Here is a 26,213-nt window from a genome sequence, read left to right on the forward strand (position 1 = left end):
AGGTGGTCAAATGAAGGCTGGCGAGTTCACAATTAGAAACCAAAGTTCAGGATTCCCTGCACAGACGATGCCACCACTCATGCCGGCGCGACAACTCCAGGGCAGACCCCAGCGCGTGCTGGACCGGCTGCCCCGGCTGTCGCTGGCCCAGCAGCTGGTTCTGCTGGCGGTGCTGCCGGCGGCGCTGGCCACTGCGGGCGCCATCCTGGTGCTGACGCGCCAGCATTTGTCCAACGTGACGGAACTGATGCGCGCCAGCGGCAAGACCGTGGCCCTTCAGGTGGCCACGCTGGCGCAGACGCCCCTGATGCAGATGGACCGCCGCGCCCTGCAGCGCACGGCATTGGCCGGCACCTCGCAGCCGCACGTGCAGCAGGTGCAGATCCGCACCGACGACGGCGAGATCCTCGCCAATGCAGAGACCTCCGACCGCCGCCGCACCGAGGGCCTGCGCGTGCTCTCGCCGGTGATGGGCGAGGACGGCCGGCGCGCCGGCGAGGTGATGGTGGAGATCAGCCTGGACGCGGTGGCCGACGCGCGCAAGGCGGTGTATTTCAACGTGCTGCTGGTGCTGGGCGCGAGTGTGGTCGGCGTGGGGCTGGCCGGCTGGTGGGCGGCACGCCGCATCAGCGCGCCCATCCGCAGCCTGGGCGAGGCGGTGGACCGGCTGGGCGCCGGCGAGAACGCCAGCGTCGAGGTGGGCGGCACGGCCGAGGTGCGGCGCCTGCAGTCCGGCTTCAACCAGGCGGCCGGCGCGCTGGCCGAGAGCCGCCGCCTGCTGCAAAGCCGCATCGGCGAGGCCACCGCCGAGCTCGCGCGCAAGAACGAGCAGCTGGAACTGGCCAGCCAGGCCAAGACGCGCCTGCTGGCCGCGGCCAGCCACGACCTGCGCCAGCCGCTGCATGCGCTGACCCTCTTTTCAGACGGCCTGGCCAACGGCGAGACCGACCCGGTGCGCCTGACCCGCATCGGCCACATCCGCGAGTGCGTGGATTCGCTGGACCGCCTGTTCTCCGAACTGCTGAACCTGTCGCAGCTCGATGCCGGCGTGCTGCAGCCGCAGTGGACGGACTTCCCGCTGGACCGCCTGTTCGACGAGATCAGCCGCAACTTCCGCGCGGTGGCCGAGCAGCAGGGCCTGCGCCTGGTGGCGCGCAAGACCGACGCCTGGGTGCGCTGCGACTACGTGATGCTCTCGCGCATCCTCAACAACCTGGTCTCCAACTCGCTGCGCCACACGGCCGAGGGCGGGGTGCTGGTGGGCGCGCGCCGGCGCGGCCGCGCCATCCGCATCGACGTGTGGGACACCGGCGTGGGCATCGCGCCGCAGCACCAGGAGCGGGTGTTCGAGGAGTTCTTCCAGGTCGACCCGCAGCGCAGGCAGGGGATGTCGCGCGGCATGGGCCTGGGGCTGTCCACCGTGCAGCGGCTGGCGGCCCTGTTGAACACGCGGGTCGAGCTGCGCTCGGTGCCCGGCCGGGGCACGGGGGTGCGCCTGCTGGTGCGTGCGGCCGAGACGCTGGCGACCGGCACGGCCGCCGATGCCGTCAGCATGCCGGCGCCGCTGGAGATCCCGCCCAGCCTCGAGGGCGTGCGAGTGCTGGTGATCGACGACGAGCGCACCATCCTGGAGGGCCTGCAGGTGGTGCTGTCCAGCTGGGGCGCGAAGGTAAGCGCGGCGCAGACGCGCGCCGAGGCCCTGGCCCTGGCCGACGCCTGGGACGAGCCGCCCGAGGTGGTGCTCAGCGACCTGCTGCTGCAGGGCGGCGACAACGGCCTGGACGTGCTGGCCGCGCTGGAGCGCCATCCGCGCGGCATCGGCCCGGGCACCGCCCGCCTGCTGGTCACCGGCGAGACCAAGCCCGACCGGCTGCGCGAGGTGGCGCAGGCCGGGATCATGGTGCTTTACAAGCCGGTGTCGCCGCGCGCGTTGCGCCAGGCCATCGCCACGCAGTTGGCCGCGATGCGCGTCAGCGCTTGAAAGCGTCCGCATCCATCCCTCCCGAGAGCTAGGCCATTCGGCCTAGGGAGGGGCGCGCCGGCAGGTTGTAGGACAAGGCATAAGCCCTCTGCCTAGTCGCGCGAACACAGGCGTCTCCCTACAGTGACAGCACCCTCGACTTGGGGTTGCTTTACTTATGTTCCTGAACTTTTCCGGGGTGGCGTTGAGCGCTCTGCGGGCAATGGTGCCCGCAGTGCTCCTGCTCGTCATGCCGCCCGGACTGGCGCAGGCCGCGCTCACCCGCATGACCGTGCTCACCGGCGACAACGGGGCCGCCAGTGCCGAGTTCGTGCGCCAGCTGCGCGAGACGCAGGCTCCCGGTTCGCAGATGCAGGTGTTTCGCCTGCCTGCCGACGGCACGGCAGTGGCGGCTGCGCCTGCCGCCCCGGCCCAGGAAGAGCAGGCCGCCAACGCGGGCGTGCGCACCCGCGGCCTTCGCAGCGGCGGCAGCTCCGGTGATGCGCTGACCGTGGCGGTCGGCCCCGATGCTGCGCGCTCGGCCATCGACAGCGACAGCCGCGAGCCGCTGCTGCTGGCCATGCTCAGCCGGCTGGAGTTCGAGAGCCTCAGGGCCAGCCCCGGCATGCGCCGCGAGGGCCGCCGGGTGGCCGTGCTGCTGCGCGACCCGTCCATGGCCGACCAGCTTGCCCTGATCGACGCGGCGCTGCCGCAGCGCCGGCGCCTGGGGGTGGTGGCCACGCCCGAGTCCGAGCCGCTGCTGGCCGAGCTGGAGCGCGCTGCCGGCAAGCAATGGACGCTGCAGGTGTCCACCGCGCCAGACACCAAGTCCATCGCACCCGCGCTGCGCGGCGTGATCTCCGGCAGCGACGCGCTCATGGTGCTGCCCGACTCCATCGGCGACGACCAGGCCGCCACGCTCGCCGTGCTGCATGCCGCAGCCGGCGCAGGGCTGCCGGTGTTCGGCGCGAGCGAAGGCATGGTGCGCTCGGGCGGCCTGGCCGCCGCCGTCTCCACCCCGGCGCAGCTGGCACTGCAGGCGCAGGCCCTGGGGCAGAAACTGGCCGCCGGGCCGGCTGGCGTGATGGTGGAAGCCGCCCATCCGGCCTCGGTGCGGGTGAACCAGAACGTGGCACGTGGCCTGGGCCTTCGCTTGCCGGACGAGCGCGAGCTCAGCGACCGGGTGGCCGCGCCGCGATGACCCCGCCCGCCACCGGATTCGCGGTGCCGCCCACCGCCACGCAGATCGACGCCATGCCGCCGGAGCCGGAGGCGCCCAGCACGATCGTCATCAGCGGCAGCCTGCAGCGCGACCTGCTGCGCCTGGGCGTGGTGCCCTGCGCGGCGGCGGCGCTGGCGCTCACCGCCTGGTTCACGCACAGCCGCCTCGACACGCTGGAAAGCGCCTTCAACGCCGAGGGGCAGGCCATCGCACTGCAGGTGGCATCACTGTCGGACCTGAGCCTGTATGCCGGCGACCTGTCGGCCCTGCAGAACGTGACCAACGCCGCGCTGCGCGGCAACAGCCAGGTCACGCGCATCGAGATCAGCAACAGCGCCGGCGTGTTCGTCAGCAGCGGGCCCAGTCCGGCCAGCATGGAGAACCTGCGCGTGTTCACCGCGCCGGTGCAGCTGCGCGAGGCCTCGCGGGCCAGCGCCTTCTCGCCGGCCGGCAGCACCGCCGCGGGCGACACGCCCATCGGCCTGGTGCAGGCCTTCCGCGACACCACCAGCTATGCGCGCGAGCGCACCCGCTCGCTGGTGGCGGGCATCGGCATCGCGCTCATCGCCATCCTGGTGGCCTGGGCCTCGGTGCGGCACATGGCGCGCACCGTGGCGCGGCCGCTGCGGCGCGTGTCGCGCACCGTGGCGGCGCTGGAGGCCGGCCATTTCGATGCGCGCTGCGATGTGCAGGCCGCGCCTTCCTCGCACCGCGGCAGGCCGGGACGGCCGCACGAGCTCGCCAGCCTGGCGCACGACGTCAACCGCCTGGCCGAGCAGCTGGAGCACAACCAGCAGGTGAGCGAGGAACGCGTGCGCCAGGCCACCGCCGTGGCGCTGCAGCGCATGGCCGAGGCCGAGCAGGCCGCACTCTCGCGCGCCCGCTTCCTGGCCGCCGCCAGCCACGACCTGCGCCAGCCGCTGCATGCCATGGGCCTGTTCATCGACGGCCTGCTGCCCAGCGCCACGCCGGCGCAGCGCCCGGCGGTGCTGCGGCTACAGGAGAGCACCCAGTTCATGAGCATGCTGCTGGACGACCTGCTGGAGATCTCCCGGCTGGATGCCCAGGTGCTCACGCCCTCGGTGGCCACGGTGTCGCTGGAAGGGCTGTTCGACCACCTGGCGGGCCAGCATGCCGCGCAGGCCGCGGAGGCGCGGGTGCGCATGATCTTCAAGGCCCAGGGCCGCGCGGTGCGCAGCGATGCGGCCATGCTGGTGCGCATCATCGGCAACCTGATCGGCAACGCGATCCGCCATGCGCCGCCCGAGGGCACGGTGATGGTGGCGGCGCGGCGCGGCAGCACGCCGGGCACGGTGCGCATCGAGGTGCGCGACAACGGCATCGGCATTGCGCCCATCCACCAGCAGCGCATCTTCGAGGAGTTCTACCAGGTGGCCAACACCGAGCGCGACCGGCGCCAGGGCTTCGGACTGGGGCTGGCCATCTGCGCCCGCGTGGCCACGCTGCTGGGCACCCACATCGAGTTGCGCTCCGCATTGCTGCTGGGCAGCACCTTCTCGCTCACGCTGCCTGTGGCCAGCGCGGTGGGGGCGCCGAGGCCGGTGGCACCGCCGCCGCCGATGGCACCGCTGGCCGGCTTGCGCTGCCTGGTGGTGGACGACGACGACGTCATCCTGCACGGCACCGAGCAGCTGTTGCAGCAGTGGGGCTGCGAAGTGGTCTGCACCGTCTCGGGCACCGCCGCCATCCAGCTCATGGGCGAGGAGGACGCGCAGTTCGACGTGGTGCTGTGCGACCTGCAGCTGGCCCGCGACGAGGATGGCATGGCGGTGATCGAGGCCGCGCGGCGCCTGCATCCGCAGGCCCTGGCGGTGCTGGTGACCGGCGCCACCGGGCCGGACGCGCTGCAGCGCCTGCGCCAGCAGGGCGCCACCTTCCTCACCAAGCCGGTCGCGCCGGCCAAGCTGCGCGCCCTGCTCTCCACGCGCCGCCACGCGCAGCAGCAGCCGGCCCATGCTTGAGATCGGCGCGCTCCAGGACATCCGCCCCTTCGTCGCCACGCCCAACTACGGCGGCGTGCTCACCAGCAGCTATGTGCGCAGCCTGCTGGGGCTGGTCAACCTGGCCTACCGGCACGGCTTCGCCATGCAGAGCCGCTTCATGGACGGCGACAGCCTGGTCACGCGCGCACGCAACCGCCTGGTGGCCGAGTTCATGGCCGACACGCGCTGGACACACCTGTTCTGGATCGACGCCGACATCGGCTTCGAGCCCGAGGCGGCCCTGCGCCTGCTGCTGGCAGGGCGCGATGTGGTGGCCGGCGTCTACCCGCACAAGATCGACGCCTGGCCCGCGCACGGCCTGTCGCAGCCGCTGCCCGTGGGCGCCACGCGCGAGGACTTCGAGGCGCGCTACCCGAGCTTCCCGGCCAACCTGCTGGGCGACCGGCCGGTGGACGCAGACGGCTTCATGGAGGTGCTGGACGCGCCCACCGGCTTCATGCTGATCGCGCGCGGCGTGTTCGAGCGCCTGGCCACCGCCATGCCCGAGTTGCGCTACACGCCCGACCAGGCCGGCCACCCCGAAGTGCGCCGCGGCGAGCCGGTGCCGCCGCCGCACTACCGCTTCTTCGACGTGATGGCCGAGCCGGACAACGGCCGCTACCTCAGCGAGGACTACGCCTTCTGCCGGCGCTGGCAGTCCATCGGCGGGCAGGTCTTCGTGGATGCGCGCTCGAAGCTCACGCACCAGGGCCACAAGACCTACAGCGGCGACTTCGGCCGCGCGCTGGCGGACTCGCGCCGCTGAGGCGCGGGGCGCCAGGCAAGGGCCGCGCGCCGGCGGCAGCGCCGCCCCTCGTTGCGCTGCATGCCGGCGAACACCAGCAGCAGCCCCACGCCGAGGACCGCCGGCGAGGCCAGGATCAGCAGCGAGGGAACGCCGGCATGGTCCAGCAGGTAGGTGAGGCTGCCCGCCGACTGGTCCAGCAGCACGATCAGCAGGCGCAGTCCCAGGGCGCCACTGGTGGCCACCAGCACGCCGGCCAGTTGCCGGCCCAGGCGCGGGCTCACGCGCCCGTGCCAGAGCAGCAGCAGGCCGACGGCCAGCACCGATGCGGGCACGGCCAGGTCCAGCTGCGCGTACACGGAAAAATCCGTGCGCAAGCAGACCTTCACGATGTGGACGACACCGGTGAGGCCCAGCGCAGACAGGATCCCGCCTGTCCCACAGGACCAGCGCGTGGCGCCGACGGCGAACGCGACGCGCGCAGGCGCGTGGCGCGTCTGCCATGTTCTTTCTTCTCCCTGATCCTTGTCGCCCGCACCGGAAGGTGGCAGGTGCGACGGAAGATTATGGGAGGGCGGGCCAGCGGCTCCCTTAGAAATCCGCACAGCCGTTGTTACGCTCTGTATCAACGCAACTGGTGAGGTTGGGCCGTGTGCGCACGCGCGACCATTCGCGCGCCAGCAGGTCGTTGCCCTGCTGCGCCCGGTCGCCCTCCAGCGGTCCGGTGGCCAGGCAGATGGGCGCCTGGCCGATGTTGCGGTCGTACACGTAGGTGGTCGGTTCCTCGCGCAGCACGTCGACGAAGCGCGCGGGCTGCGGCAGCACGTTGCCCACCAGCAGCGTGCCCGGCACCACGTTGATGGCATAGCCCTCGGCCGAGGTGAAGGTACCGAAGACAGGGTAGGCGCCCGATGGGCTCTGCAGGCCTGCCGAAGTGCCCATGGTGCCGGTGATGCCCGCGCCGGTGTCGCCCAGGATCAGGCCGGCCAGCGTGTAGGTGAAGTTCGGATTGGGCTGCCCCACGTTGCGCGCGAAGCTGCCGATGTTCACCGTCACCGAGGGCTGCTGCGCGTAGACGAAGTGGTTGTCGCCCGGCGTGATGCTCACCGTGCACAGCCCCAGGTAGGCGCAGTGGTAGTAGTTGGGCAGCGGACCCGAGCCCGCCAGGCCGCCGCGCGTCTCGCCCACCCAGGTGTCGGCCCACACGCGCCAGGGCGCGCCGCCGATGCTGCCGCCACCGGCGTTCTGGAAGGTGGTGGCGGCCACCAGGTCGGCGCCATTGACCGTGCCGACGCTGGTGTCCAGGAAGAGCGAACCCGACAGGGTGCGAATGAGCAGGGTGTCCGCCAGCATGGAAGTGGCGGCCTGCACCTGCGGCAGGTTGCCGGCGGCGTCGAAGGCCGTGACCGACACCGGCCCCACCCGCAGTGGCCCGCTGTTGACGAATTCGAAGCGTCCCGCTGCGCTGCCGCCCAGCGTGTTCGCGCTGACGTTGTTGCCCGGGTCGTTGAGGATGACGCTGCCGCCGGTGGACTGCGCGAGCAGCGTGCCGGCCGTGATGGTCGCGCCGGCGCTCTGCGTGATGTTGCCGCCGCTGATGAGGCCCAGCTGCGGCGCCGACACCGGCGACGCCAGGTTGATGTTGCCGCCACCGCCGTTCTGCAGCGTGAGGGGCACGGTGCTGGCCATGGGCGCCAGCACGTCGATATTGCCCGCATGCGTGTTGCTGCCTACCACCACCGTGCCGGCCGTCAGCCGCGACATCTCGGTGGCCGAGATCGCGAAGCCGAGTGCGCCGGCGCCCAGCAGGGCGATCGGGTCGGTGGTGCGGTCTGCACCTTGCGCGTTGGCGGCGTTCACGCCGCCGGGACGCAGGTTGAGTACCTGGCTGGCACTTACCAGGCCGCCCAGCACGATGGCGTCGGCGCTGCCGTCGTTGCTGGCGCGCAAGACCACGTTGCGGTTGCCGGCGACGATCGTGTCGGGAAAGGTCTGCCCCTGGCCGTTGGTGCTGGAGGCGGTCGTCAGCAGTCCGGCAGCGCCGCCCTGCGACTCGCCCGTGAGCTCGATGTCCCCCGTTCCGCTGGCCAGGACCTGGGCGCCGTTCTGCAGCGTGACGCCCGTGCCCGCCGTGCCGCCGGCCTGCCGCAGGCCGCGCACCGCGATGTTCCCATTCACCGACGCGACCCGCGCGTTGTCGATGATGACACCGTGTCCGGGCGCGTTGGCGCTGTTGTTCGAGAAGGCGCCGATGCCGCTGATGGTGATGTTTCCGGTGCTGGTCCGGACGACACCGATCTGCCCTTCGCTGAGGAAGAGCGCGCCATCCAGCCGCACCCCCGTGCCATTTTGCGAATAGCCGGTGATGTCGACGTTGCCGGTGGAACTGAGGATGTCGGTGGTGTTGAGCGCGATCGCCGCCGTCGTGAAGTTGCCGGCAGCCACGTTGCTGCCCGGCGCCGGCACGGTGAGGCTGACATTGCCGCCGGGGTTCGTGTCCAGGCTGCCCACCCGCGTGTCGATGGTGGCGGTGTTCAGGCAGATCGCGCAGGACGAGGTGCCGTTGCCGAGCGCCGTCATCGCCACGTTGCCGCCGTTGCTGAGGATCTGTCCGTTGAAGTTGATCGAGCCGGTGACGCCCGACTGCCCGGCATTGAACACCACGTCCAGCGGCACCGTGCTGGACTGGATCTGCACGAAGCCGGTATTGATGTCGCGCGAGGCGTCGAGCTGGAAGCTCACTGCCTTGCTGCCCTTGTCGACGTTGATGTTCACGCCGCCGTTGATCGTGATGGTCCCCAGCGGGGAAGTGGCGTCGATGACGCCCGTGCCGATGGCCACGCTGGTGCCCCCATTGAGGGCCGCGTTGATGTCGCCGTCCTGGATCACCGAGTTGGCCAGGGCAACAAAGGGCAGGGTGGGCAGGCTGCCCGATGCCGCGCCCGCCTGGATGGTGATGTCGAAGGGATCGACCAGCCACGTGCCCGCCATGCCGGCCGGCGCCGCCGCATCCACGCGGATGCCGCTCAGGTCGATGTTGTGGCCCGAGGTTTCGACGAAGCCGCCGTTGCCGCCCTGCGCGCCGCCGCGCGCGCTGTAGCTGTTGTAGCTGCGCAGGTCACCGTCGGCCACCACTCGGATGCTCCCGCCGTTGCCCGAGACGCCGGTGGTATCGGCCCGCATGCCGGCGTTCTGGTTGATGGCGATGCCGCTTCCCAGCACCGAGATCGTGCCACCGCCGGTGGCGCCGCTCACGTCGATGAAGTCGGGCGTGGGCTCGTCGAAGTTGCTGGCGATCAGGATGTTGCGGCCGCCGATGCCGATGGTGCCGCCGCGCCCCGTGCCGGAGGCCGTGCTCAGCAGCGTCATCGGCCCGCCTTCGGAATCGTCGGTGTAGCTCAGCGACACGTCGCTGCCGCTGCGGCCCTGGATGCTGATGCGGCCGCCTTCGGTGGAGATCGCGCCCTGGCCGAACTGGCCGGCGATCTGCACGCCCGCAGCGGCCGCGGTGCCGAGTTCGACCACGGGTTCCTCGGTCGGCGAAAGGGACACGGTGAAGCCGCTGCTGCCCGCCTTGCCCGAAATGCCGATCTGGCGGCCCGCACCCCCGGTGATGTCGGTGCTGTTGATCAGCACGCCCATCGATGCGCCGACCGAGGCACTGTTGCCCGAGGCCGCGCCGATCACCCCCGACTGGAAAGCCGTGTTGTTCGCCAGCGCGGTGAGGTCCGCGCCGGTGCCCTCCAGCATCACGCCGCCGCCGGTCGTGATGCGGGTGTTGAGCAGGGTCACGCCACTGCCGCCGCCAAAGGAGTTGAAGCCACCGCCGCCGTCGTCGCTGCTGAACACCACCACCGGGTCGCTCCCGCTCCAGCCGCGGGTGCTGCCGGTGATGCGGACGTCGCCCGTGCCCGACTCGATGACACTTCGCTGACCCGCCTGGCCGAACTCCACCGTGCGCACGCCCGAGGCGCCCAGTCCGCCTCGCCCGTCAAGGGTGATGGCGCCGCTGCCGCTGCGCAAGGTGGTGCCGTAGATGCCCACGCCGACACCGCCTTGCACCTCGACGCTTTGCAGGCCCCCGGTGGCCCCCTGCCCTCGCAGGCTGATCTGGCCGCCACCGCTGCACGCCGCCACGCCCTGTGCGCAGGCCGACACCAGGCTGTTGTTGAGCTGGATGCCATTGGCGAAGAAGCCGTCTCCGTTGGACTGCACGCCCCCGACCGCGCGGCCGTTGACCGCGTCGCTCTGCCCGAAGAAGCGGATGTCGCCGCCGTTGCTCTCGATGCTGGCCTGCTGCATGAGGATCGACGCGGCCCGGGGCCCTTGCCCGTTGAGGGTGATCGGCAGTTCGGCCGGCAGCGCGCTGCCCTTCGCGTCGGCGTTGAAGTCGACGTTGATCGCGCCACTGCTCGAGCGCACTCCCGAGCCGGTGGCCATGATGATGTTGCGCGCGGAGTCCACCGCGAAGCCCGCATCGCGGCCTTCGGTCTTGGTCACCTGTGCGCCGAAATCGAAGACCACGCCGTTGCCGGCGGAATAGCCGTTGACGTCGTCGAAGGCCGTGCGTGTCGCATTGCTCTGCAGCGTCAGGCTGGTCGATCGGTCCAGCGTGCGGCCCAGCGCGCCGGCGTTGATGGTGCTGCCGCCATCCGCCGGCGCCGTGGGCGTGAGCGCGCCCTGTGCATAGGCCGGGTTGCTGCTGACCGTGATGTCCTGGTCGGAGGCGATGGTCCAGCGGCCATCGGTCGTGCCTGCCTGCCCGCTGCCACTGGCGCCAACATTCGTATTCGCATCCACCACCATCCGGTGCGCCGACATGAGCACCTGGCCGCCGCTGCGGCCACTCGCGTCGATGGCCGCGCCCTCGATCCGCAACTGGCCCGCGCTCGCCTCCACCCGCCCGCCGTTGCCCGAAGCCCCCCCGCTGGCGTCGACCGTGCCGGACACGCGCATGCCGTTGAGGTTGTCGGCGGCCGTGCCCAGGCCCGCGCCCAGCACGATCTCGCCGTCGTGCGATTCGAGCGAGCGCGCCCGCAGCACGCCGCTCTGGTTCACCACCTGCGCCTTCGCGGTGGAGGCGGCCAGCATGGCGATGCGTCCGCCGTCGGCCGTGACGCTGCCGCTCGCCGCGTTTTCCACCAGCGCCGTCGTGGCCTTCGAATCGGCCGGAATGGTGTAGCGCATCAGGCCGTCACCGTCGAAGTCCACCGTGACCTTGCGCGCCGACACCAGGCCCGCCGAGCCGCGCGCCACGTTGATGCTGCCCTCGTTGATGACCTGCGCACCCATCAGCGCCACGCTGCCGCCTGAGGCGTTGGTGCTGATGCTGCCGCGGTTGATGACCGTGGCAGTGTTGCCGTCGTCGCGCTCGAAGACCAGCTGGCCGCCTGCCATGAAGGAGGCATCGGTGTTGCTCAGCTTCAGCGTGGAAGCCACCAGGCCGCCAACACTCACCGCCGAGCCCGAGCTGAACAACACGCCGTTCGGATTGACCAGGTAGACGTTGCCGTTAGCATTGAGCTTGCCCGCGATGGTGGAGAGCTCGTTGCCCATCACGCGGTTCAGCAGGACGCTGGCTCGGCTGGGCTGCGCCACGTTCACCGTGCCGCCGGCCCCGATGGAAAACGTCTGCCATTGCGCGATGGCGCGCTCGGAGCCCTGGTTGATGTTCATCGTGCCGGCGGGGGGATTGGCAGCCAGCGACACGTTGCCCGCCACCGGTGCGAAGCCGGTGGGCAGCTGCTGCGCCAGGGCCGGCGTCATGCCCAGGCAGACCATGCTGAGCATCAGGGGCGTGAGGCGCAGACCTCGCGCGCAACGCTTTGCAGCGCGGGCGTGGTGATGGAGATGGTTCATGGCCCCGCCCTAGAAGAATTTCTGGAACTGCACGAACAGCCGCGGGTTGTGGCCGCCGCCATCGGTGACCGCCTCGCGCGTGCCGGCGCGCCACGCCAGCGAGGCGTTGAGCGCGAAGTTGCCCGAGCGCGCCCACGACACGCCGAAGCCCGCGCCGCGCAGGCTCTGCGTGTTGTCGGTGAGGGTGGTGATCGGGTCCCTGGAGATCTTCCCGCGCGCCGCGTCGTAGAACAGGAAGGGCGTGACTTCGTCGTTGAAGGACCAGCGCCACTCCACCGTGCCCAGGTAGCCTTCGTCCACCAGCAGTTCGCCCGAGGGATAGGCCCGCACGGCGCGCGGGCCGCCCAGCGACAGCTTCTGCGAGGGGTCCAGGTTCTTGTCGGCCCATTGCCCGCCCAGGCTCACATAGAGCGAGTGCTGCGGCAGCAGGTACTGCAGGCGGGAGAAACGGAAGGTGAGCTTGTTGAAGCCGCCCTCGGTGTCCAGGCCGTTGGGCGCCTGGTCCAGCGCCTCGCTCACCGGGTCGCGAATGTCCAGGCGGCCATGATAGAAATTGCCGGAACTGGCCCAGTAGCCGCCGCCCAGCAGGTCGTCGCGCAGTTCCCAGGCCCAGCCCAGGCCCAGGCCGTGCACGCGCTTCTTGGCGTCGAAGGAAATCGCGTCGTAGTGGTCCGACAGGTCCTGGATGTCGGCACCGGCGCGCAGGAACAGGTTCTGCCGGCGCGAGCGGATCAGCGGGTAGTTGAGCGACGCATCCAGGATGTCCGCCGTGCCGTGCGCATCCAGGTCGGCGAAGCTGCCGCCGAGTTCGTAGCGCACATGCGCGATGCCCACGCCCGCGCGCAGGCCACTGGCGCCGATGGGCGCCTCGTAGGACGCGCGCCCGAACACCAGCCCTTCGTCCGAGCCCATCAGGCGCAGGTCGATGTTGTCGCCGATGCCGAAGGGACTGAGCCAGCGTGCCGTGCCGCCCAGGCGGTAGCGGCCCGATTCCTCGGTGCCGTGATTGTCGGCATCCACCGAGAACTCCCAGCGCGGCGCGGCCACCACATCCACCGTGAGGTCGGTGGTGCCGGGCTGCGCGCCTTCCTGCAGGGCCGAGGTGACGCGGATGCCGGGCTGGTCCGACAGCAGCAGCATGGCGCGCTCGTAGCTGGGCGAATCCACCGCGCTGCCCGCCTGCAGACGCGCCAGGGAGGCGCGCACGCGCGCCTCGCCGATGGGCGCGTCGGGCGCCACGTTGACCAGCACGCGGCCCAGGCGGCCTTCGATGACGCTGATCTCCACCACGCCGTCCTGCACCTTCTGCACCGGCACCACCGCCTGCGCGAGGAAGTAGCCACGGTCGCGGTAAAGCTGGGTGATGGCACCAGCCAGCTGCTCCAGGTCCGACAGCGTGACGTCGCGGCCGATGTAGGGCCGGGTCACCGCATCCAGCGCCTCGGCCGGCAGGGCCTGCGCGCCGTTGAGGCGCAGGTCGTTGAGCCGGAAGGAAGTCTGCGGCGCCGGCGCGGCCGGCAGGGACTGCGTGGGCGCGCCGGGCGGCGGCGCCGCCTGCGTGAGCTGCGCCGCGTTGGCCGCGCAGCTCGTGCAGGGGTTCTGCGTGGGCGTGAGCGTGGTGCTGTCGATCTGCTGCGACTGCGCCTGTGCGCGCTGCGACGCCAGCATCAGCCCGGCCACCAGCAGCGCGCCCGAGGCGAGCGCGAAGCGATGGACCGTGCCTGCATGCCGATGCGGGTGCTGCTGCTGTGCGCGAGACATGGCGGCCGCGAGGTGTTTGTTCTTGTTCTTGTTCTTCATGCCGGGCTCCCCACCGTCATCCGCCAGTTGCCGATGAGGTTGAAGGGCGCCCAGAAAAAGGGATGCGCCAACTTGGGCTGCTTGAGCACCGCCAGCTGCCCGGCCTGCATGGCGCGCTGCACGTCGTTGCCCTTGGCGAGTTCGGAATACACGGTGCTCATCAGCACCTCGGTGGCGTCGTCGGACACCGGCCACAGCGAGGCGATCAGCGCCGAGGTGCCGGCCGACAGGAAGGAGCGGGTGAAGCCCAGCACCTCGTCGCCCTTGGCGATGCGGCCCAGCCCGGACTCGCAGGCCGAGAGCGTGACCAGCGCGGTGCCGCGCATCGGGATGTCCAGGATCTCGTGCGCCTCGAGGAAATTCTGCTTGCCGTTCTCGTTGGCCAGCAGGATGCGCGAATAGAGCGGATCGACCTGGTCGGCCTCGGCATGCGCAGCCACGTGCACGATGGGCGCGCGGTTCACCGCCTCGCGGAACTGGGTCTTGGTCGCGGCAGTGCCGAGGTACAGGTTGTTGCGCGGGAAGAGCTGCGCCAGTTGCTTGACCTCCACCTCGGCGCCGGGCAGGTCGTATTTTTCCTCGATGCGCGGATTGCCGAAGGCCACCAGTTGCGGCGTGGCGCGCGAGCCGCGCTGCGCGAGCTGCGTGGCGATGGTCATCGAGGGCGCGACCGAGACCGGGTGCGTCTCGATGAGGTAGCGGCCATCCACGCGCAGCGCCTGGAAGGGCAGGTAGTGCAGCGGCCCATGCGGAATAAACACCAGCCGCTGGCCCGGCGCGATGCCCAGCGGGCCGATCAGCGCGGCACCGAGCTTGTCGGCGTTGGCGATCGCGTTGCGCCGCCCGCGCACCACCGAATTGCGGAAGCCCTCGACCAGTTCCACCAGTTCGTCGCGCTTGATGGGAATGGCGCTGGTGCGGATCTCGTTCGGGCCCACCACCCACACCTGCAGCCGGTCGGGCAGCGAGTGGAATTGCACCACGCGTTCGTCGCTCTTGAGCACGCCTTGCAGCGTGGCGAGGCCGGCACTGTTGACGCTGGCTGTCTCCACGCCGCCCAGGGCCGCGCGGCCGCGCACCGCATCGAGCAGGGCGCGCGAGCGGCTGCGCTCGCTCACCTCCAGCGCCTGGCCGGCGTTGCCCGTGTCGCTGTACAGGCCGACGGCGCGGTCGAACACGGCCTGCAGGTCGGAGAACAGGCCCATCTTGAATTCTTCGCTGCGGAACTTGGCGCGCACCACGTCCACGTCCTGAAGCGCTCGGGTCGAGGCCTGCGCGGCCGCCTGCTTGTCGCCCAGCGCGATGTCGCTGCGCGCGACGCCGTCCCAGGCCCACATGCGGGTGTACTGCGCGTCGGCGCCGGCCTTGTAGGTGGTGAGCTTCGTGAAGGCGTCGCGCGCCTCGGCCGGCTTGTTCTCGGCCAGCAGCAGGCGCGCCTTGGTGCGCTCGAACTGCGCGGCCAGCGAGGCGTCCTTGGGGGTCTCCATGGTGGAGAGGAGCTGGCGGGCGCGCTCGGTGTTGCCCGACTCGATGAGCGCATTGACCAGCGAGGCCTGCACCAGCGGCGTGTAGCGCGGCGAGCTGTTGGCCAGCGCGGTGTCATAGCTGAGCACGGCGCCGGCGTAGTCGCCGCGGCGCGTCTGCACATCACCCACGACCTTGTACGCGGGGCCTACGACGAGCTTGGGGTCCTTGGCCTCGTGGCGAATGGCTTCGCGCGCGAACTCCTCGGCTTTTTCGAGCTGGCCGGAGTAGCTGTAGACGATGGCGAGGTCGCGGTTGGCGTACGCGACCAGGGTGGGGTCGCGCGTGGTGTTGGCCAGGTGCAGGGCCTTGCTGGCGGCGCGCACGCTCTGTCGGAAGTCGCCGGCCTCGGCGAGCGCGACGGCCTGGCTGCAGTACTGGTAGCCGGAGAGCTTGATGGCGTCCTGCGAATAGAGGATGGCGCCGTCCTGCGTGAGGGCGAAGACGGTGTCGGCATCGGCGAGGCGCGCCTTCTCCTGGCGCGAGGCGGCAGCTTCGGCATCGGGCGCCTGGGTTTGCGCGTGGACGGTGCGAGGCGCCGTGACGAGTGCTGCGGCGAGCGCGAGCGCGAGCGCAAGCAGCAGGAAGGTGGTCGGGGAAGCGAGTGACTGGAGGCGACGCCAGGATGGCGACGGGGCTTGTTCGTGAAGGAACAGGAAGCGACTTCTGGCAGATGTCCGGCACCGTTGCATTCGACCCTCCGCACGCCGTCTGTGAAGCCCTGCGCGCGAAAGCGCGCTTGTCCCTCCGACGCTGCGAAAGTGAGCGCCTGCCCCAGACAACTTGCGGCGCAGTCTAGAAGTGCCTCGTGGATGTGACCATTCTCAAGACGGTCTAGCGCTTACGGCTTAACTCTTGTGCGTGTTCTCTTGCAGTCTGTGTTCTTGATGCGTTGATGTTCGGGGCGGGTCAAAAGGACTGGACACGGCGGTGGCGATTCAAGCGTTGGCACCACGGTCGTCCCCCATTGCTTGCGGCGGGTTGTTCGGCCGTCCTCGAAACCGTCACACCGTTTCCCACGGGGCGCCCCCAACCGTTGAACAAACGAATGAACGAACGAACAACTTCTCAGGCAGAAGGATCAAACCCGAGCTTGCGCATAGCCGCGGCCAATCCCACGCGCATCTTCTCCATCTCGTTCCACGGCGAATTCCCAACAGCGATGCGCTCCTCGAAGTTCGACAAGGTCCAATGCGCCCCGCTCTTGAGCTGCGGCAGCTCGTCCCACTCCACCGGCACCGACACGCCCATGCCAGGACGCGAGCGCACCGACCAGGCCGACACCGTCGTCGCCCCGAAACCGTTGCGCAGGTAGTCGACGAAGATCTTGCCCACCCGATTCTTCGGCCCGCTCTTGGCCACGAAGCGCGAAGGAATCGTCTGCGCCAGGTGTTCCACCACCGCACGCGAAAAATCCTTAACCGGGTCCCACTCGTAGTACCGCTTGATCGGCACCACCACGTGCAGCCCCTTGCCGCCGCTGGTCTTGAGCAAGGACGGCAGGCCCAGTTCCTCCAGCAGCGCGCGCACCAGCATCGCGGCCTCCTGCACGTGCGGCCAACCCACGCCCTCGCCGGGGTCCAGGTCGAAGCAGATGCGCTCTGGCTTGGCGATGTTGTTCGAGGTCGCATTCCACGTGTGCAGCTCCACGGTGTTCATCTGCGCCGCCGATACCAGCGCCGCATCGGTGTCGATCTGCAGCAGCGGCTCGTGGTCGCGGTCCAGCTCGGGAGGAAGCAGCGTCACACCGGGCATCTCGCGCTTCTGCGCATGCTTCTGAAAGAACAGCTCGCCATCGATGCCCGAGGGCGCGCGCAGCAACGACACCGGCCGGCCCTGCAGGTGCGGCAGCATCAGCGGCGCGATGCGCTGGTAGTAGGCCACCAGCTCGCCCTTGGTGATGCCTGTCGACTTGTCGATCACGCGGTCTGCGTTCGTGACCCGCACGCGCGCCGGTGCAGCGCCGCCGGCGGGCGCTCCGCGCGCGGCGGAAGCCTCGCTTCGCTTCCCCGGCACGGCCTTCCTGCTTGCCTTGGGCCTGCCACTGTCCTCGACCTCGTCCGGCGCCAGGGCCTGCTCGCGCCCGATCTGCCGCGCCGGCTTGTCCTCGCGCAGGCCCTGGAACACCGAGTGCCGGATGCGACCATCGCGGGTCCATTCACCGAACGACACCTCGGCCACCAATTGCGGCTTCACCCACTGCGCCACCTTCACGGTCGAAGGCACCGGTCCCGCAAAAGGCGAGGACTTCGCCGCCACCGCGTCCATCCGCGCCTTGATGTCCGCCAGCCGCGCCTCGTCGAATCCCGTGCCCACGTTGCCGCAGTATTGCAGCGCGCCCTTCTCGTCGTGCACGCCCAGCAGCAGCGAGCCGAAGCCGTTGCGCGCGCCGGCGGGCGCCGTGTAGCCGCCGATGACGAACTCCTGCCGCAGCGTGGCCTTGAGCTTGATCCAGCTCGGCGAGCGGCGCGACACATAGGCCGCGTCACGCCGCTTCCCCACGATGCCTTCGAAGCCCAGCTTGGAGGCAGCCGCAAGCAAGCCCCGCGGATCGGCATCGAAGGCCTCGCTCACGCGCAGTTGCGGCGCCGTCTTCTCGCCGATCAGGCCGCGCAGCAGCACCGAGCGCTGCTCGAAGGGAACATCGCGCAGGTCGTGTCCGTCGAGGTAGGGCACGTCGAACATCCAGTACACGATCCTGGAGGTGGAACTGCGCTCGAAGGCGTTCTGCAGCGCCTGGAAGTCCGGCGTGCCATTCTCGCCCTCCACCACGATCTCGCCGTCGATCCAGCCCGACTTGAGCTCCAGCGTGCGCAGGGCCTTCACCAGTTCGGGCAGGCGCTCGCTCCAGTCGTGCCCGTTGCGCGTGAAGCAGCGCACCTCCTTGCCTTCGATGCGTGCCAGCAGGCGGTAGCCGTCGAACTTGAGCTCGTACAGCCAGTCCTCCGGATCGCGCGGCGGTCCTTCTGCCAGCGTGGCGAGCTGCGGCACCAGGTTCGCGGGCAGCGCGGCCTTGGGTGGCGGCTTGGGCTCCACCACCTCCCCGGCGGCAGCGGACTTCCTTGCCTTGCCCGGCTTGGCGGCAGGTGCGTCGCCCAGTCCCAGCACGCTGTCGGGCATGGCCTCGGTCACGTCGTAGTCCGACAGTGGCCGCACCTCGCCGTCGCGCTCCTTGATGAGCAGCCAGGCGGGCTTCTTCTCCTGCTCGCCCTTTCGATGCATGCGCACCAGCACCCAGCGGCCGCGCAGCTTGTGGCCGAACAGGTTGAACTTGAGATCTCCCTTTGCCAGGCCCTGGCGCGGGTCGCCCACCGGCTCCCACTCGCCGCGGTCCCAGACGATGACGCGGCCCGCTCCGTAGTTGCCGGCGGGGATGGTGCCCTCGAAGTCTGCGTAGGAGATGGGATGGTCTTCCACCTCCACCGCCATGCGCTTGACCGTCGGGTCCAGGCAGGGGCCCTTGGGCACGGCCCAGCTCTTGAGCGTGCCATCGAGTTCCAGGCGGAAGTCGTAGTGCAGGTGGCTCGCATGGTGCTTCTGCACCACGAAGGAAAGCCGCGTGGCACCGGTTGCCGCGCCGCCTTCACTGGGTTCGGGGGTCTTGGCGAAATCGCGCTTGCGCTGGTAGGTAGCGAGGGCGTCGCGGGTCTTGTCCATGGGCGCTGCGTCCGTGGATGGTTGGCGATGGTGGCGCTTCGCCGCGCCTCAGGCGCGCTTGCGCGCCGCCGGTGCGGTCTTGCGGGTGGACGCGCGGCGCGTCTTCGTCGCGGCCTTCGGTTCGGCCTTGGCTTCGCGCGTCGATTCGTCGCCGGACCCGCGCTTCGTCTGCGCCTTGTGCGCACCGGAGCCGCCCCGCCCGCCCTGGCGCAGGCTGCGCTGCAGCAGTTCGGTCAGGTCCACCACCTTGGCGCTGGCGCCCGGCCCCTCTTCTTCCATCGGCCCAGGCTGGCTCACCGACTCGGTCTTGCCGGCCTCCGCCTTGCGCTTGACCAGCGCCATGATCTGCTCGGTGAAGGAATCGTGGAAGGCCTCGGGATCGAAGTCGGCGCTCATATCCTTGATGAGCTCGGTTGCCATCTTCAGCTCGCGGTCGGTGACGCCGGCGGCCTTCATGCTTTCCGGCGGCAGGGGCAGCGCTTTCCAGGGCCGCAGGTCCTCGCTCCAACGCAATAGGTTGAGCACCATGCCCGGACCCGAGGGCACCAGCATCGCCAGGTGCTGGCGGCTGGAAATCACCACCCGCGCCAAGCCCACACGGCCGCTGCGCTGCAGGGTTTCGCGCAAAAGGGCATAGACCTTGCCGCCGCGGTTGATGGGCGCCAGGTAGTAGGGCCGCTCCAGGAAAACGAAGGGCACGCTCTCCGCGGGCACGAAGCTCTCGATCTCGATGGTCTGCGTGCTGCGGGGATAGGCGTCGGCAATCTCCTTGTCGGAGAGCACCACGTATTGGCCGTCCTCGTACTCCACGCCCTTCACGATCTGCTCGCGCTCGATCTCGCGGCCGGTGCGCTTGTTGATGCGCTTGTAGCCCACCGGATCCATGGAGCGCTTGTCCAGCCAGTCGAAGTCGATGCCGTGGTTCACGGTAGCGGCATAGAGCGCCACCGGGATGTGGACCAGGCCGAAGCTGATGGCGCCCTTCCAGAGCACGCGCGGCGTGCCCTTGCCGGAGCCGGCGGGGGCTGCGCGGCTCATCTTCTTGCCACTGCTCTTGCCGCTGCTGCCGGTGCGCGCAGACTTGCGCGCGGTCGCCGGTTTGTTCTTCGATGCTGCCTTTGCCGAAGCCGCCATGAAAGCACCTCCAACCCGCACTCTAAGCGCAAGGCCGCGCGGACGCCTGTAGGAGCGGCGCGGCGCAGCACGTGCGCAGGCGGCGCATCCACCATCGCCCGAACGGGCGGTGGTGCTGGGTTCAGGCCAGCCGCCGCTCGCTTTCGCGGGCGAAATAGAACCACTCGGTGCCGGGCAGGGCCTCGTCGTTGGGAAAGACGATGAAGCCGTCGGCCTCGGCGCGCACCAGGGTGCCGTCGGCCCGCTGGCCGATGGGCTCACCCTGCGCCACCGCGTCGAAGGTGGCCCAGTCGCGCACGAACTGGTCGTCCGCATGCAGGCGATCGGCGACGCTCACCAGGCGCAGCAGCTGGGGTTGCGGCAGCGGCGCCTCGTTCGGATCAGGGGCGATCATCCGCAGCAGGCGCAAGGTGGAGAGGATGGCCCGGTAGCCCACCTCGGGCGCGGCCGGGTCCTCGTGCTGGCCGCATTCCAGCGTCACGCCGTAGCCGCCGCGGCTGCGCATGTACTCGTTGGTGCCGCGGCCGAAGTCCACCGCGCTCTCATCGACCGCAACGCCGGCGCGCTGGCGTTGCGCCAGGCCCGCGGCGTAGACGTCCAGCCAGCCCTCGACGACGCGTGGCGTGCGCAGGTGCAGGGCCAGCAGGCCTTCCTCGCCCGCCCGCGCAAAGGGCTCCAGCGTGCCGGTGTTGTCGCGCGGGCCGATCATGGCGAAGGCCTCGCCCACGCTCTGGAAAGAATGCAGGTCCAGCAGCACCTCGTGCCGATCGAGCAGCGGGCACAGCAGGTCGGTGAGGCGGGCCTCGTAGTCAGCGGGCTCCTTGCCTTGCGGCGTGGGCACGAACAGGCGGTTGAGGTTGCGCTCGCCTTCGCGCGCCATGCGCCGGCGCGCCAGCGGGTTGGCCACCGGCACCAGCGTGAGCTGGCCGCGCAGCAGGGTCAGTTCGCCCGCATCGAGTTGCGCGACCACGCGCTCGATGGCGCGGCTGCCGCAGGTCTCGTTGCCGTGCACGCCGCCCAGCACCATGACGCGCGGCCCGGGCTGCAGCGCGGCATAGCCATGCGTGCGCAGCACGTCGGGCAGGTGGCTCCAGGGAGAGGCGAAGACATCGGCATCGGAAGTGGCGGGCATAGGCGGGCGATCCTACAGCCGCCCGCAGCAGGCTCCTACCCCTTGCGCAGCCCCGCCGTGAGACAACCTCTGGCACATGCAAGAGAAGGAAGGAGCGCCATGGCCACGGAACGCAGCAAGCCCGACGACCTGAAGGATGCAGGCGGCGGCAAGACCAAGGTGCAGCAGGACGGCGAAGGCAAGCCGCGCCTGCCGCACGAGCGCGACGAGTCTTCCGACAGCCAGGAGACCCAGGGCGGCGAGCCCCCTGAAATCGGCAAGAAGGCCCACGACGACGTGGAGCGCGGCGTGGTCGATACCGACCGCGGCCCGGTGGTGGACCGCGTCTATCGAGAAAAAGTGAAACGTTGAGCGCGCGCTCAGCGCGCCAGGTTGGTCCGCATCTGGCCGATCACGGCCTTGTAATCCGGCGCATTGAAGATGGCGCTGCCGGCGACGAAGGTGTCTGCGCCGGCGCTGGCGACGCGGGCGATGTTGTCCGCCTTGATGCCGCCATCGACTTCCAGGCGGATATCGCGGCCGCTCAGTTCGATGCGCTTGCGTGCCTGCTCGATCTTGCGCAGCGCGGAATCGATGAAGCTCTGGCCGCCGAAGCCCGGGTTGACGCTCATGATGAGGATCAGGTCGATGTCGTCGATGGCCCAGTCCAGCGCCTCCAGGCCCAGGCCCGGGTTGAACACCAGCCCCGGCTTTGCGCCGGCAGCGCGGATGGCCTGGATGCTGCGGTGCACGTGCGGCGAGGCGTCCGGGTGGAAGCTGATGTAGTCCGCGCCAGCCTGCGCGAAGGCAGCGGCCAGGGCGTCCACCGGCTGGATCATCAGGTGCACGTCGATGGGCACGGCCTGGCCATCGGGCGTCTTGGCGTGAGGTTTGAGCGCCTGGCACACCATGGGGCCGAAGGTGAGGTTGGGCACGTAATGGTTGTCCATCACGTCGAAATGGATCCAGTCGGCGCCGGCGGCGATGACGTCGGAGACCTCCGCGCCCAGGCGCGCGAAGTCGGCCGAGAGGATGGAAGGGGCGATACGGTAGGTGGGGCTCGTCATGACCCGGGATTGTCGCAGGCCCGGGGCCCGAGGTGTCCGCTACCATGGGGGGATGTCCACCAGCAGCACGATCGGCGTCCTGGTCGAACCGCGATACCTGCACGAGCAGTCTTCGCCGGGCGATCGCATCTACACCTTCGCCTACACCATCACCGTCACGAACAACGGCCGGGTGCCGGTGCAGCTCATCTCGCGCCACTGGGTCATCGACGATGCAGCGGGCCAGCGCCAGGAGGTCAAGGGGCTGGGCGTCATCGGCCAGCAGCCGCTGATTCCGCCTGGCGAATCGTTTCGTTACACCAGTGGCTGCCGGCTTCACGCGGGCACCGGGACGATGCAGGGAAGTTACTTCTTCGTGACCGAGCAGGGCGAGCGTTTCGACGTGCCCATCCCGATGTTCGTGCTGGACGCGAGCGCGGACGACAGCAGTGCGGGCGGCATTCCGTCCTCGCGCGTCCTCCACTGACTTCAACAGAGCCCGGCGCGCGCGCCGGATGAATTACGCACGGCGCGCCGCCCTCGCGGGCGCGCCGCAAGAACAACTCGCATGAACGCTTTTCTCAATGATCTGCTGGGCTTCTGGTCCGAGTGGGTGCGCCCCTCGGCTGGATTCCCCACGGTGGTGTGGTCGCTGCTGCTGGCCGCCGCCGCGGCCGCGGGCCACCTGGTGCAGCGCTACACCGGCATGCCCAAGCTGGTGGGCTACACAGTCGTCGGCACCATCGCGGGCTTCTCCGGCTTCGAGGGCCCGATGTGGCCGCTGCAGGGCACCGGCCTCTTCCTGCTCGAACTGGGCGTGGCCATCGTGCTCTTCGAAGCCGGCGGGCGGCTGCCGCTGCGCTGGTTCCGCTACAACCCGATGGTGCTGGTGCAGAGCATTCTCGAAGCCACGCTGACCTACTTCGCCGTCTTCTGGACCCTGAGTTGGCTGGGCATGGCCGACGTGGTGGCCGGCCCGCTGGCGCTGATCGCGGTGGTGGCCTCGCCCGCGGTGCTCAGCCGCGTGGCGCTGGATGCCAGCGCCACCGGCCCGGTGATCGAACGCGCGCTGGCGTTGGCCACGCTCAACACCCTTTACGCGCTCACCCTGGGCTATGCGCATGCCGGCATGCTGGAGCGCGCGCCGGCCACGCTGATGCAGAAGCTCTACCCGGTCGCGGTGGTGCTGGGCCTGTCCTTCGTGGTGGGCGCGCTGATGGCGCTGGCGCTGCGCTCGGCGCTGCGCGTGATGAGCCCGAGCAGCGAGAACACCTCGATCCTGCTGCTGGCCATCATCGCCGCGGGCGCCGCGGTGGCGGCGCACCTGGGCGGCTCGGCTGCGCTGGCCGCGCTCATCGGCGGCGTGCTGCTCAAGCAGCTCAACCCCAAGCCCTGGACCTGGCCGCGGCAGCTGGGCACGGCGTCCTCGCTACTGACCATGCTGATGTTCGTGCTGGTCTCCATGGTGGCCGCGCAGGCCGACTGGAGCCTGCCGGTGGCCAGCACGGTGCTGATCCTGCTGGGCGTGCGGCTGGTGGCCAAGGTGGCCGGCGTGGCCATTGCCAACCCGGGCAGCGGCGCCAGCTGGACCCAGGCGCTGTGGCTGGGCGTGGCGATGTCGCCGCTGTCGGCTGTGGCGCTGCTCATCGCTTCCAACTTCGTGACCGCCTCGCCCCTGCTGGGCAACATGATCACGCAGATCGCCCTGCCCGCCATCCTGCTGATGGAAGTGCTGGGCGCGGTGCTGGCCACGGTGGCGATCCACGCGGCCGGCGAGAGCTCACAACCCTGGCTGGCGCAGGCCTTCAGCCGCAGCGAGGAGACCACCCGATGAAGGCCGCACATTCCGAACGCGTGCTTGCGCTGGAGCCCTTTGCGCATTCCGAGGCCCTGTCGCTGGGCGTGGAGCTGGAGCTGCAGCTGGTCAACACGCACGACTACGACCTCACGCCCTATGCCGAGGACATGCTGCGCCTGATGGCGCAGACGCCGCTGCCCGGCAGCGTGGTGCCGGAGATGACCTCCAGCATGATCGAGATCTCCACCGGCGTGTGCCATTCGGCCAAGGACGTGCTGGAGCAGCTCACGCCCATCCGCGATGCGCTGGTCAAGAACGCCGACAAGCTCAACATCGCGGTGCTGGGCGGCGGCACGCATGCCTTCCAGCAGTGGCACGAGCAGCGCATCTACGACAAGCCGCGCTTCCGGCAGCTGTCGGAGCTGTACGGCTACCTCTCCAAGCAGTTCACCATCTTCGGGCAACACGTGCACATCGGCTGCCCTGACGCGGACGCGGCCCTGCTGATGCTGCACCGCATGTCGCGCTACATCCCGCACTTCATCGCGCTGTCGGCCTCCAGCCCGTACGTGCAGGGGCAGGACACGCAGTTCGACTCGGCGCGGCTGAACTCGGTGTTCGCCTTTCCGCTCTCGGGCCGCGCGCCCTTCGCGCTGACCTGGAAGGAGTTCGAGGCCTACTTCGCCCGCATGACCCGCACCGGCGTGGTCAGCAGCATGAAGGACTTCTACTGGGACATCCGGCCCAAGCCGGAGTTCGGCACCATCGAGATCCGCGTCTTCGACACGCCGCTGACGGTGGAGCGCGCCGCGGCCCTTGCCGGCTACGTGCAGTCGCTGGCCGCGTGGTTCCTGCAGGAGCAGCCCTTCACGCCCAGCGAGGACGACTACCTGGTCTACACCTACAACCGCTTCCAGGCCTGCCGCTTCGGGCTGGACGCGGTGTACGTGGACCCGGCCACCGGCGACCACATGCCGCTGCGCGAGCACATCCTCATGACGATGACGCAGCTCGAGTGGCACAGCGAGGCGCTCAACGCCACCGAAGGCCTGGCGCAGCTGCGCTCGGGCGTGGAGGCCAGCCAGAACGATGCGCGCTGGCTGCGCGAGCGCCAGAGCCGCGAGCGGATGCTGGGCGAGGTGGTGCGGCAGGCTGCGCTGCGTTTCCGGGGTATGGCTGCGGCGTAGTGCGGCGTGGCGAGGGCTAGGGCTAGGGCTAGCGCTTGCGCACCGAAGCCACGACCTCATCCCACAACTTCAACGCCTGTTCGTCAGACAGGCTGGAGTCGCTCTCCGGATGCACGATGGCATGGTCTTGCGGATGGTAGTAGGCATTGCCCTCCGTGGGCGGTGGCTCCTGTCCAGGTCGAATGGATACCTGGTACATCATTCCCGTCTTCAGCGTGATGCCGAAGTAGGGCCGATCGAGCGTGCGCGGCTGGTCATCGCGCCGTTCGATGTAGAAAAACTGATGGATCGGTGAACGAGTCGTCTTGAGAAGCACTTCTTCAGCAGAGGCTCCTCCGAGAGACGTCCTCCGTTCACGCAAGGTCGCGGCCAGTGATCGGATTTGCGCGTAGCGTGCAAAACCCTGCTGCTTTCGCTCCAAAGGACCCAGTCTGGGCTGTCCAGTGACAGCGTGGTAAGAGACATTGAGAACGAGATCCCCCATGTCTTTGGTACGGAACCTGAAGGATGCCGACTCATCGTCCTGCCCCACGTCGAACAGCACGCCCTGCATGCAAAAGCCGGGCTTGGCACGCTCTGCGTTCTGGTAGGGCAGCAGCTTGGATGCAATCATCTTCAGGCGCGCCTCGGCGGGCGCCGGATCGGCGTTCCTGAAGCTGATGTTGTTTTCGTCCTTGCTGTATGACTCTTGCTCCAGCGTCACGTAGCGCGAGCCCACCAGCACATGCACTTCGCTCTTGATCGACAAGGCGTGAAGCTCGTCACTCAGGCGTCGCAGCAGAGCCGAAGTCGCGTCGATCTGCTCCCCGTGCAACAGCATCGAACCCTTGGTTTGGTCGTTCGTCTTGTCCCTCAGGGCAAAGCGGCGCTTGTTCACTTCGTCCCAGAACTGCTCGTTCGTGTAGTGTCCCGGCTTGACCGTGGCGTAAACGCGTTCAAAGTCCTTGTCCAGCCCGTAATACAGCTCGATGTCGCCCCACCCCCCAGTGGACAGCTCGAAATTCGAAGGCAGCGTGATGAGGTAGCGGCCGATGCAGTGGGTGGTGCGCTGCGAGGTGATCGTGGTCATGGTCTGGGGGGTGTAGCCAGGGACAAAGAAGAAGGGCAGCCAGCCAAGCAGCGCCGCGCATGCGAGGACTGCGAAAAGCGTGGCCAGGGCGACCCATG

General features: G+C 69.5%; 17 protein-coding genes. 8 read left to right on the forward strand and 9 right to left on the reverse strand.

Translation table 11 applies throughout. The annotated features are described in order from the left end of the window. The first annotated feature begins 79 nt into the window (after positions 1-79). From BM345_RS16700 to BM345_RS16715, 4 genes are all read left to right on the forward strand, one after another. Positions 80-1,981: an ATP-binding response regulator gene (locus BM345_RS16700; protein WP_093381259.1), complete on the forward strand. Its 1,902-nt coding sequence runs from the start codon at positions 80-82 to the stop codon at positions 1,979-1,981. Between the two features lie 214 nt (positions 1,982-2,195). Beyond that, positions 2,196-3,161 (forward strand): ABC transporter substrate binding protein, encoded by a 966-nt coding sequence (locus BM345_RS16705; RefSeq protein ID WP_254789774.1) that lies wholly within the window; start codon positions 2,196-2,198, stop codon positions 3,159-3,161. Beyond that, complete coding sequence (locus tag BM345_RS16710) at positions 3,158-5,164, forward strand: ATP-binding response regulator (protein ID WP_093381260.1); 2,007 nt, start codon at positions 3,158-3,160, stop codon at positions 5,162-5,164. Before BM345_RS16705 ends, BM345_RS16710 begins: the two co-directional genes overlap by 4 nt. Further along, positions 5,157-5,951: a hypothetical protein gene (locus BM345_RS16715; RefSeq protein WP_093381262.1), complete on the forward strand. Its 795-nt coding sequence runs from the start codon at positions 5,157-5,159 to the stop codon at positions 5,949-5,951. Before BM345_RS16710 ends, BM345_RS16715 begins: the two co-directional genes overlap by 8 nt. On the opposite strand, the gene BM345_RS16720 is transcribed toward BM345_RS16715, so the two are convergent. The 7 genes from BM345_RS16720 to BM345_RS16750 form a co-directional block, all read right to left on the reverse strand. Next, positions 5,906-6,289: a hypothetical protein gene (locus BM345_RS16720; RefSeq protein ID WP_093381263.1), complete on the reverse strand. Its 384-nt coding sequence runs from the start codon at positions 6,287-6,289 to the stop codon at positions 5,906-5,908. The two genes, BM345_RS16715 and BM345_RS16720, sit on opposite strands and share 46 nt — an antisense overlap. A gap of 232 nt (positions 6,290-6,521) precedes the next feature. Then, positions 6,522-11,789 (reverse strand): two-partner secretion domain-containing protein, encoded by a 5,268-nt coding sequence (locus BM345_RS16725; protein WP_093381265.1) that lies wholly within the window; start codon positions 11,787-11,789, stop codon positions 6,522-6,524. 9 nt (positions 11,790-11,798) lie between these two features. Continuing rightward, complete coding sequence (locus BM345_RS16730; RefSeq protein WP_254789775.1) at positions 11,799-13,589, reverse strand: ShlB/FhaC/HecB family hemolysin secretion/activation protein; 1,791 nt, start codon at positions 13,587-13,589, stop codon at positions 11,799-11,801. Beyond that, positions 13,586-15,805, reverse strand: coding sequence for a CHAT domain-containing protein (locus BM345_RS16735; RefSeq protein ID WP_093381266.1), 2,220 nt, complete (start codon positions 15,803-15,805; stop codon positions 13,586-13,588). The genes BM345_RS16730 and BM345_RS16735 overlap by 4 nt, the downstream gene beginning before the upstream one ends. Positions 15,806-16,181: 376 nt before the next feature. Next, positions 16,182-18,770 carry a DNA ligase D gene (gene ligD / locus BM345_RS16740; protein ID WP_093381267.1) on the reverse strand — a complete coding sequence of 863 codons (2,589 nt, stop codon included), beginning with the start codon at positions 18,768-18,770 and terminating at the stop codon, positions 16,182-16,184. Between the two features lie 48 nt (positions 18,771-18,818). Continuing rightward, entirely contained in the window at positions 18,819-19,808 is a 990-nt protein-coding gene (locus tag BM345_RS16745) for a non-homologous end joining protein Ku (RefSeq protein WP_093381456.1), read from the reverse strand. A 217-nt stretch (positions 19,809-20,025) separates the two neighbouring features. Beyond that, the gene (locus BM345_RS16750; RefSeq protein WP_093381269.1) at positions 20,026-21,036 is read right to left on the reverse strand and encodes a M14 family metallopeptidase; all 1,011 of its coding nucleotides are present in this window, start codon (positions 21,034-21,036) and stop codon (positions 20,026-20,028) included. 99 nt (positions 21,037-21,135) lie between these two features. Here BM345_RS16750 and BM345_RS16755 point away from each other — a divergent pair, with 99 nt between their 5' ends. Next, the gene (locus BM345_RS16755) at positions 21,136-21,387 is read left to right on the forward strand and encodes a hypothetical protein (protein ID WP_093381270.1); all 252 of its coding nucleotides are present in this window, start codon (positions 21,136-21,138) and stop codon (positions 21,385-21,387) included. Between the two features lie 8 nt (positions 21,388-21,395). Here the strand turns inward: BM345_RS16755 and rpe are convergent, their stop codons facing one another. Beyond that, a complete protein-coding gene (gene rpe / locus BM345_RS16760) occupies positions 21,396-22,082 on the reverse strand; it encodes a ribulose-phosphate 3-epimerase (protein ID WP_093381272.1) in 687 nt (228 codons plus the stop codon). 52 nt (positions 22,083-22,134) lie between these two features. Here rpe and apaG point away from each other — a divergent pair, with 52 nt between their 5' ends. The 3 genes from apaG to BM345_RS16775 all read left to right on the forward strand — a co-directional run bounded on the left by apaG (position 22,135) and on the right by BM345_RS16775 (position 25,046). Then, on the forward strand, positions 22,135-22,548 hold the full coding sequence (gene apaG / locus BM345_RS16765; protein WP_093381273.1) for a Co2+/Mg2+ efflux protein ApaG: 414 nt from the start codon (positions 22,135-22,137) through the stop codon (positions 22,546-22,548). 81 nt (positions 22,549-22,629) lie between these two features. Continuing rightward, positions 22,630-23,895: a cation:proton antiporter gene (locus BM345_RS16770; protein ID WP_093381275.1), complete on the forward strand. Its 1,266-nt coding sequence runs from the start codon at positions 22,630-22,632 to the stop codon at positions 23,893-23,895. Further along, positions 23,892-25,046, forward strand: coding sequence for a YbdK family carboxylate-amine ligase (locus BM345_RS16775; RefSeq protein WP_093381276.1), 1,155 nt, complete (start codon positions 23,892-23,894; stop codon positions 25,044-25,046). The genes BM345_RS16770 and BM345_RS16775 overlap by 4 nt, the downstream gene beginning before the upstream one ends. A 28-nt stretch (positions 25,047-25,074) precedes the next feature. Here the strand turns inward: BM345_RS16775 and BM345_RS16780 are convergent, their stop codons facing one another. Then, positions 25,075-26,115: a T6SS immunity protein Tli4 family protein gene (locus BM345_RS16780; RefSeq protein WP_139237539.1), complete on the reverse strand. Its 1,041-nt coding sequence runs from the start codon at positions 26,113-26,115 to the stop codon at positions 25,075-25,077. Between the last annotated feature and the right edge of the window lie 98 nt (positions 26,116-26,213).

The organism is Variovorax sp. OV329, assembly GCF_900114785.1.
Lineage (GTDB): Bacteria > Pseudomonadota > Gammaproteobacteria > Burkholderiales > Burkholderiaceae_C > Variovorax.

Excerpts from the sequence above, each read along its gene's own strand:
- BM345_RS16755 (WP_093381270.1), top strand. The coding sequence starts at position 21,136 with ATGGCCACGGAACGCAGCAAGCCCGACGACCTGAAGGATGCAGGCGGC.
- ligD (WP_093381267.1), bottom strand. The coding sequence starts at position 18,770 with ATGGACAAGACCCGCGACGCCCTCGCTACCTACCAGCGCAAGCGCGAT.
- BM345_RS16775 (WP_093381276.1), top strand. The coding sequence starts at position 23,892 with ATGAAGGCCGCACATTCCGAACGCGTGCTTGCGCTGGAGCCCTTTGCG.
- BM345_RS16730 (WP_254789775.1), bottom strand. The coding sequence starts at position 13,589 with ATGAAGAACAAGAACAAGAACAAACACCTCGCGGCCGCCATGTCTCGC.
- BM345_RS16735 (WP_093381266.1), bottom strand. The coding sequence starts at position 15,805 with ATGCAACGGTGCCGGACATCTGCCAGAAGTCGCTTCCTGTTCCTTCAC.
- BM345_RS16745 (WP_093381456.1), bottom strand. The coding sequence starts at position 19,808 with ATGAGCCGCGCAGCCCCCGCCGGCTCCGGCAAGGGCACGCCGCGCGTG.
- BM345_RS16750 (WP_093381269.1), bottom strand. The coding sequence starts at position 21,036 with ATGCCCGCCACTTCCGATGCCGATGTCTTCGCCTCTCCCTGGAGCCAC.
- apaG (WP_093381273.1), top strand. The coding sequence starts at position 22,135 with ATGTCCACCAGCAGCACGATCGGCGTCCTGGTCGAACCGCGATACCTG.
- BM345_RS16725 (WP_093381265.1), bottom strand. The coding sequence starts at position 11,789 with ATGAACCATCTCCATCACCACGCCCGCGCTGCAAAGCGTTGCGCGCGA.
- BM345_RS16715 (WP_093381262.1), top strand. The coding sequence starts at position 5,157 with ATGCTTGAGATCGGCGCGCTCCAGGACATCCGCCCCTTCGTCGCCACG.
- rpe (WP_093381272.1), bottom strand. The coding sequence starts at position 22,082 with ATGACGAGCCCCACCTACCGTATCGCCCCTTCCATCCTCTCGGCCGAC.
- BM345_RS16780 (WP_139237539.1), bottom strand. The coding sequence starts at position 26,115 with ATGACCACGATCACCTCGCAGCGCACCACCCACTGCATCGGCCGCTAC.
- BM345_RS16710 (WP_093381260.1), top strand. The coding sequence starts at position 3,158 with ATGACCCCGCCCGCCACCGGATTCGCGGTGCCGCCCACCGCCACGCAG.
- BM345_RS16700 (WP_093381259.1), top strand. The coding sequence starts at position 80 with ATGCCGGCGCGACAACTCCAGGGCAGACCCCAGCGCGTGCTGGACCGG.
- BM345_RS16770 (WP_093381275.1), top strand. The coding sequence starts at position 22,630 with ATGAACGCTTTTCTCAATGATCTGCTGGGCTTCTGGTCCGAGTGGGTG.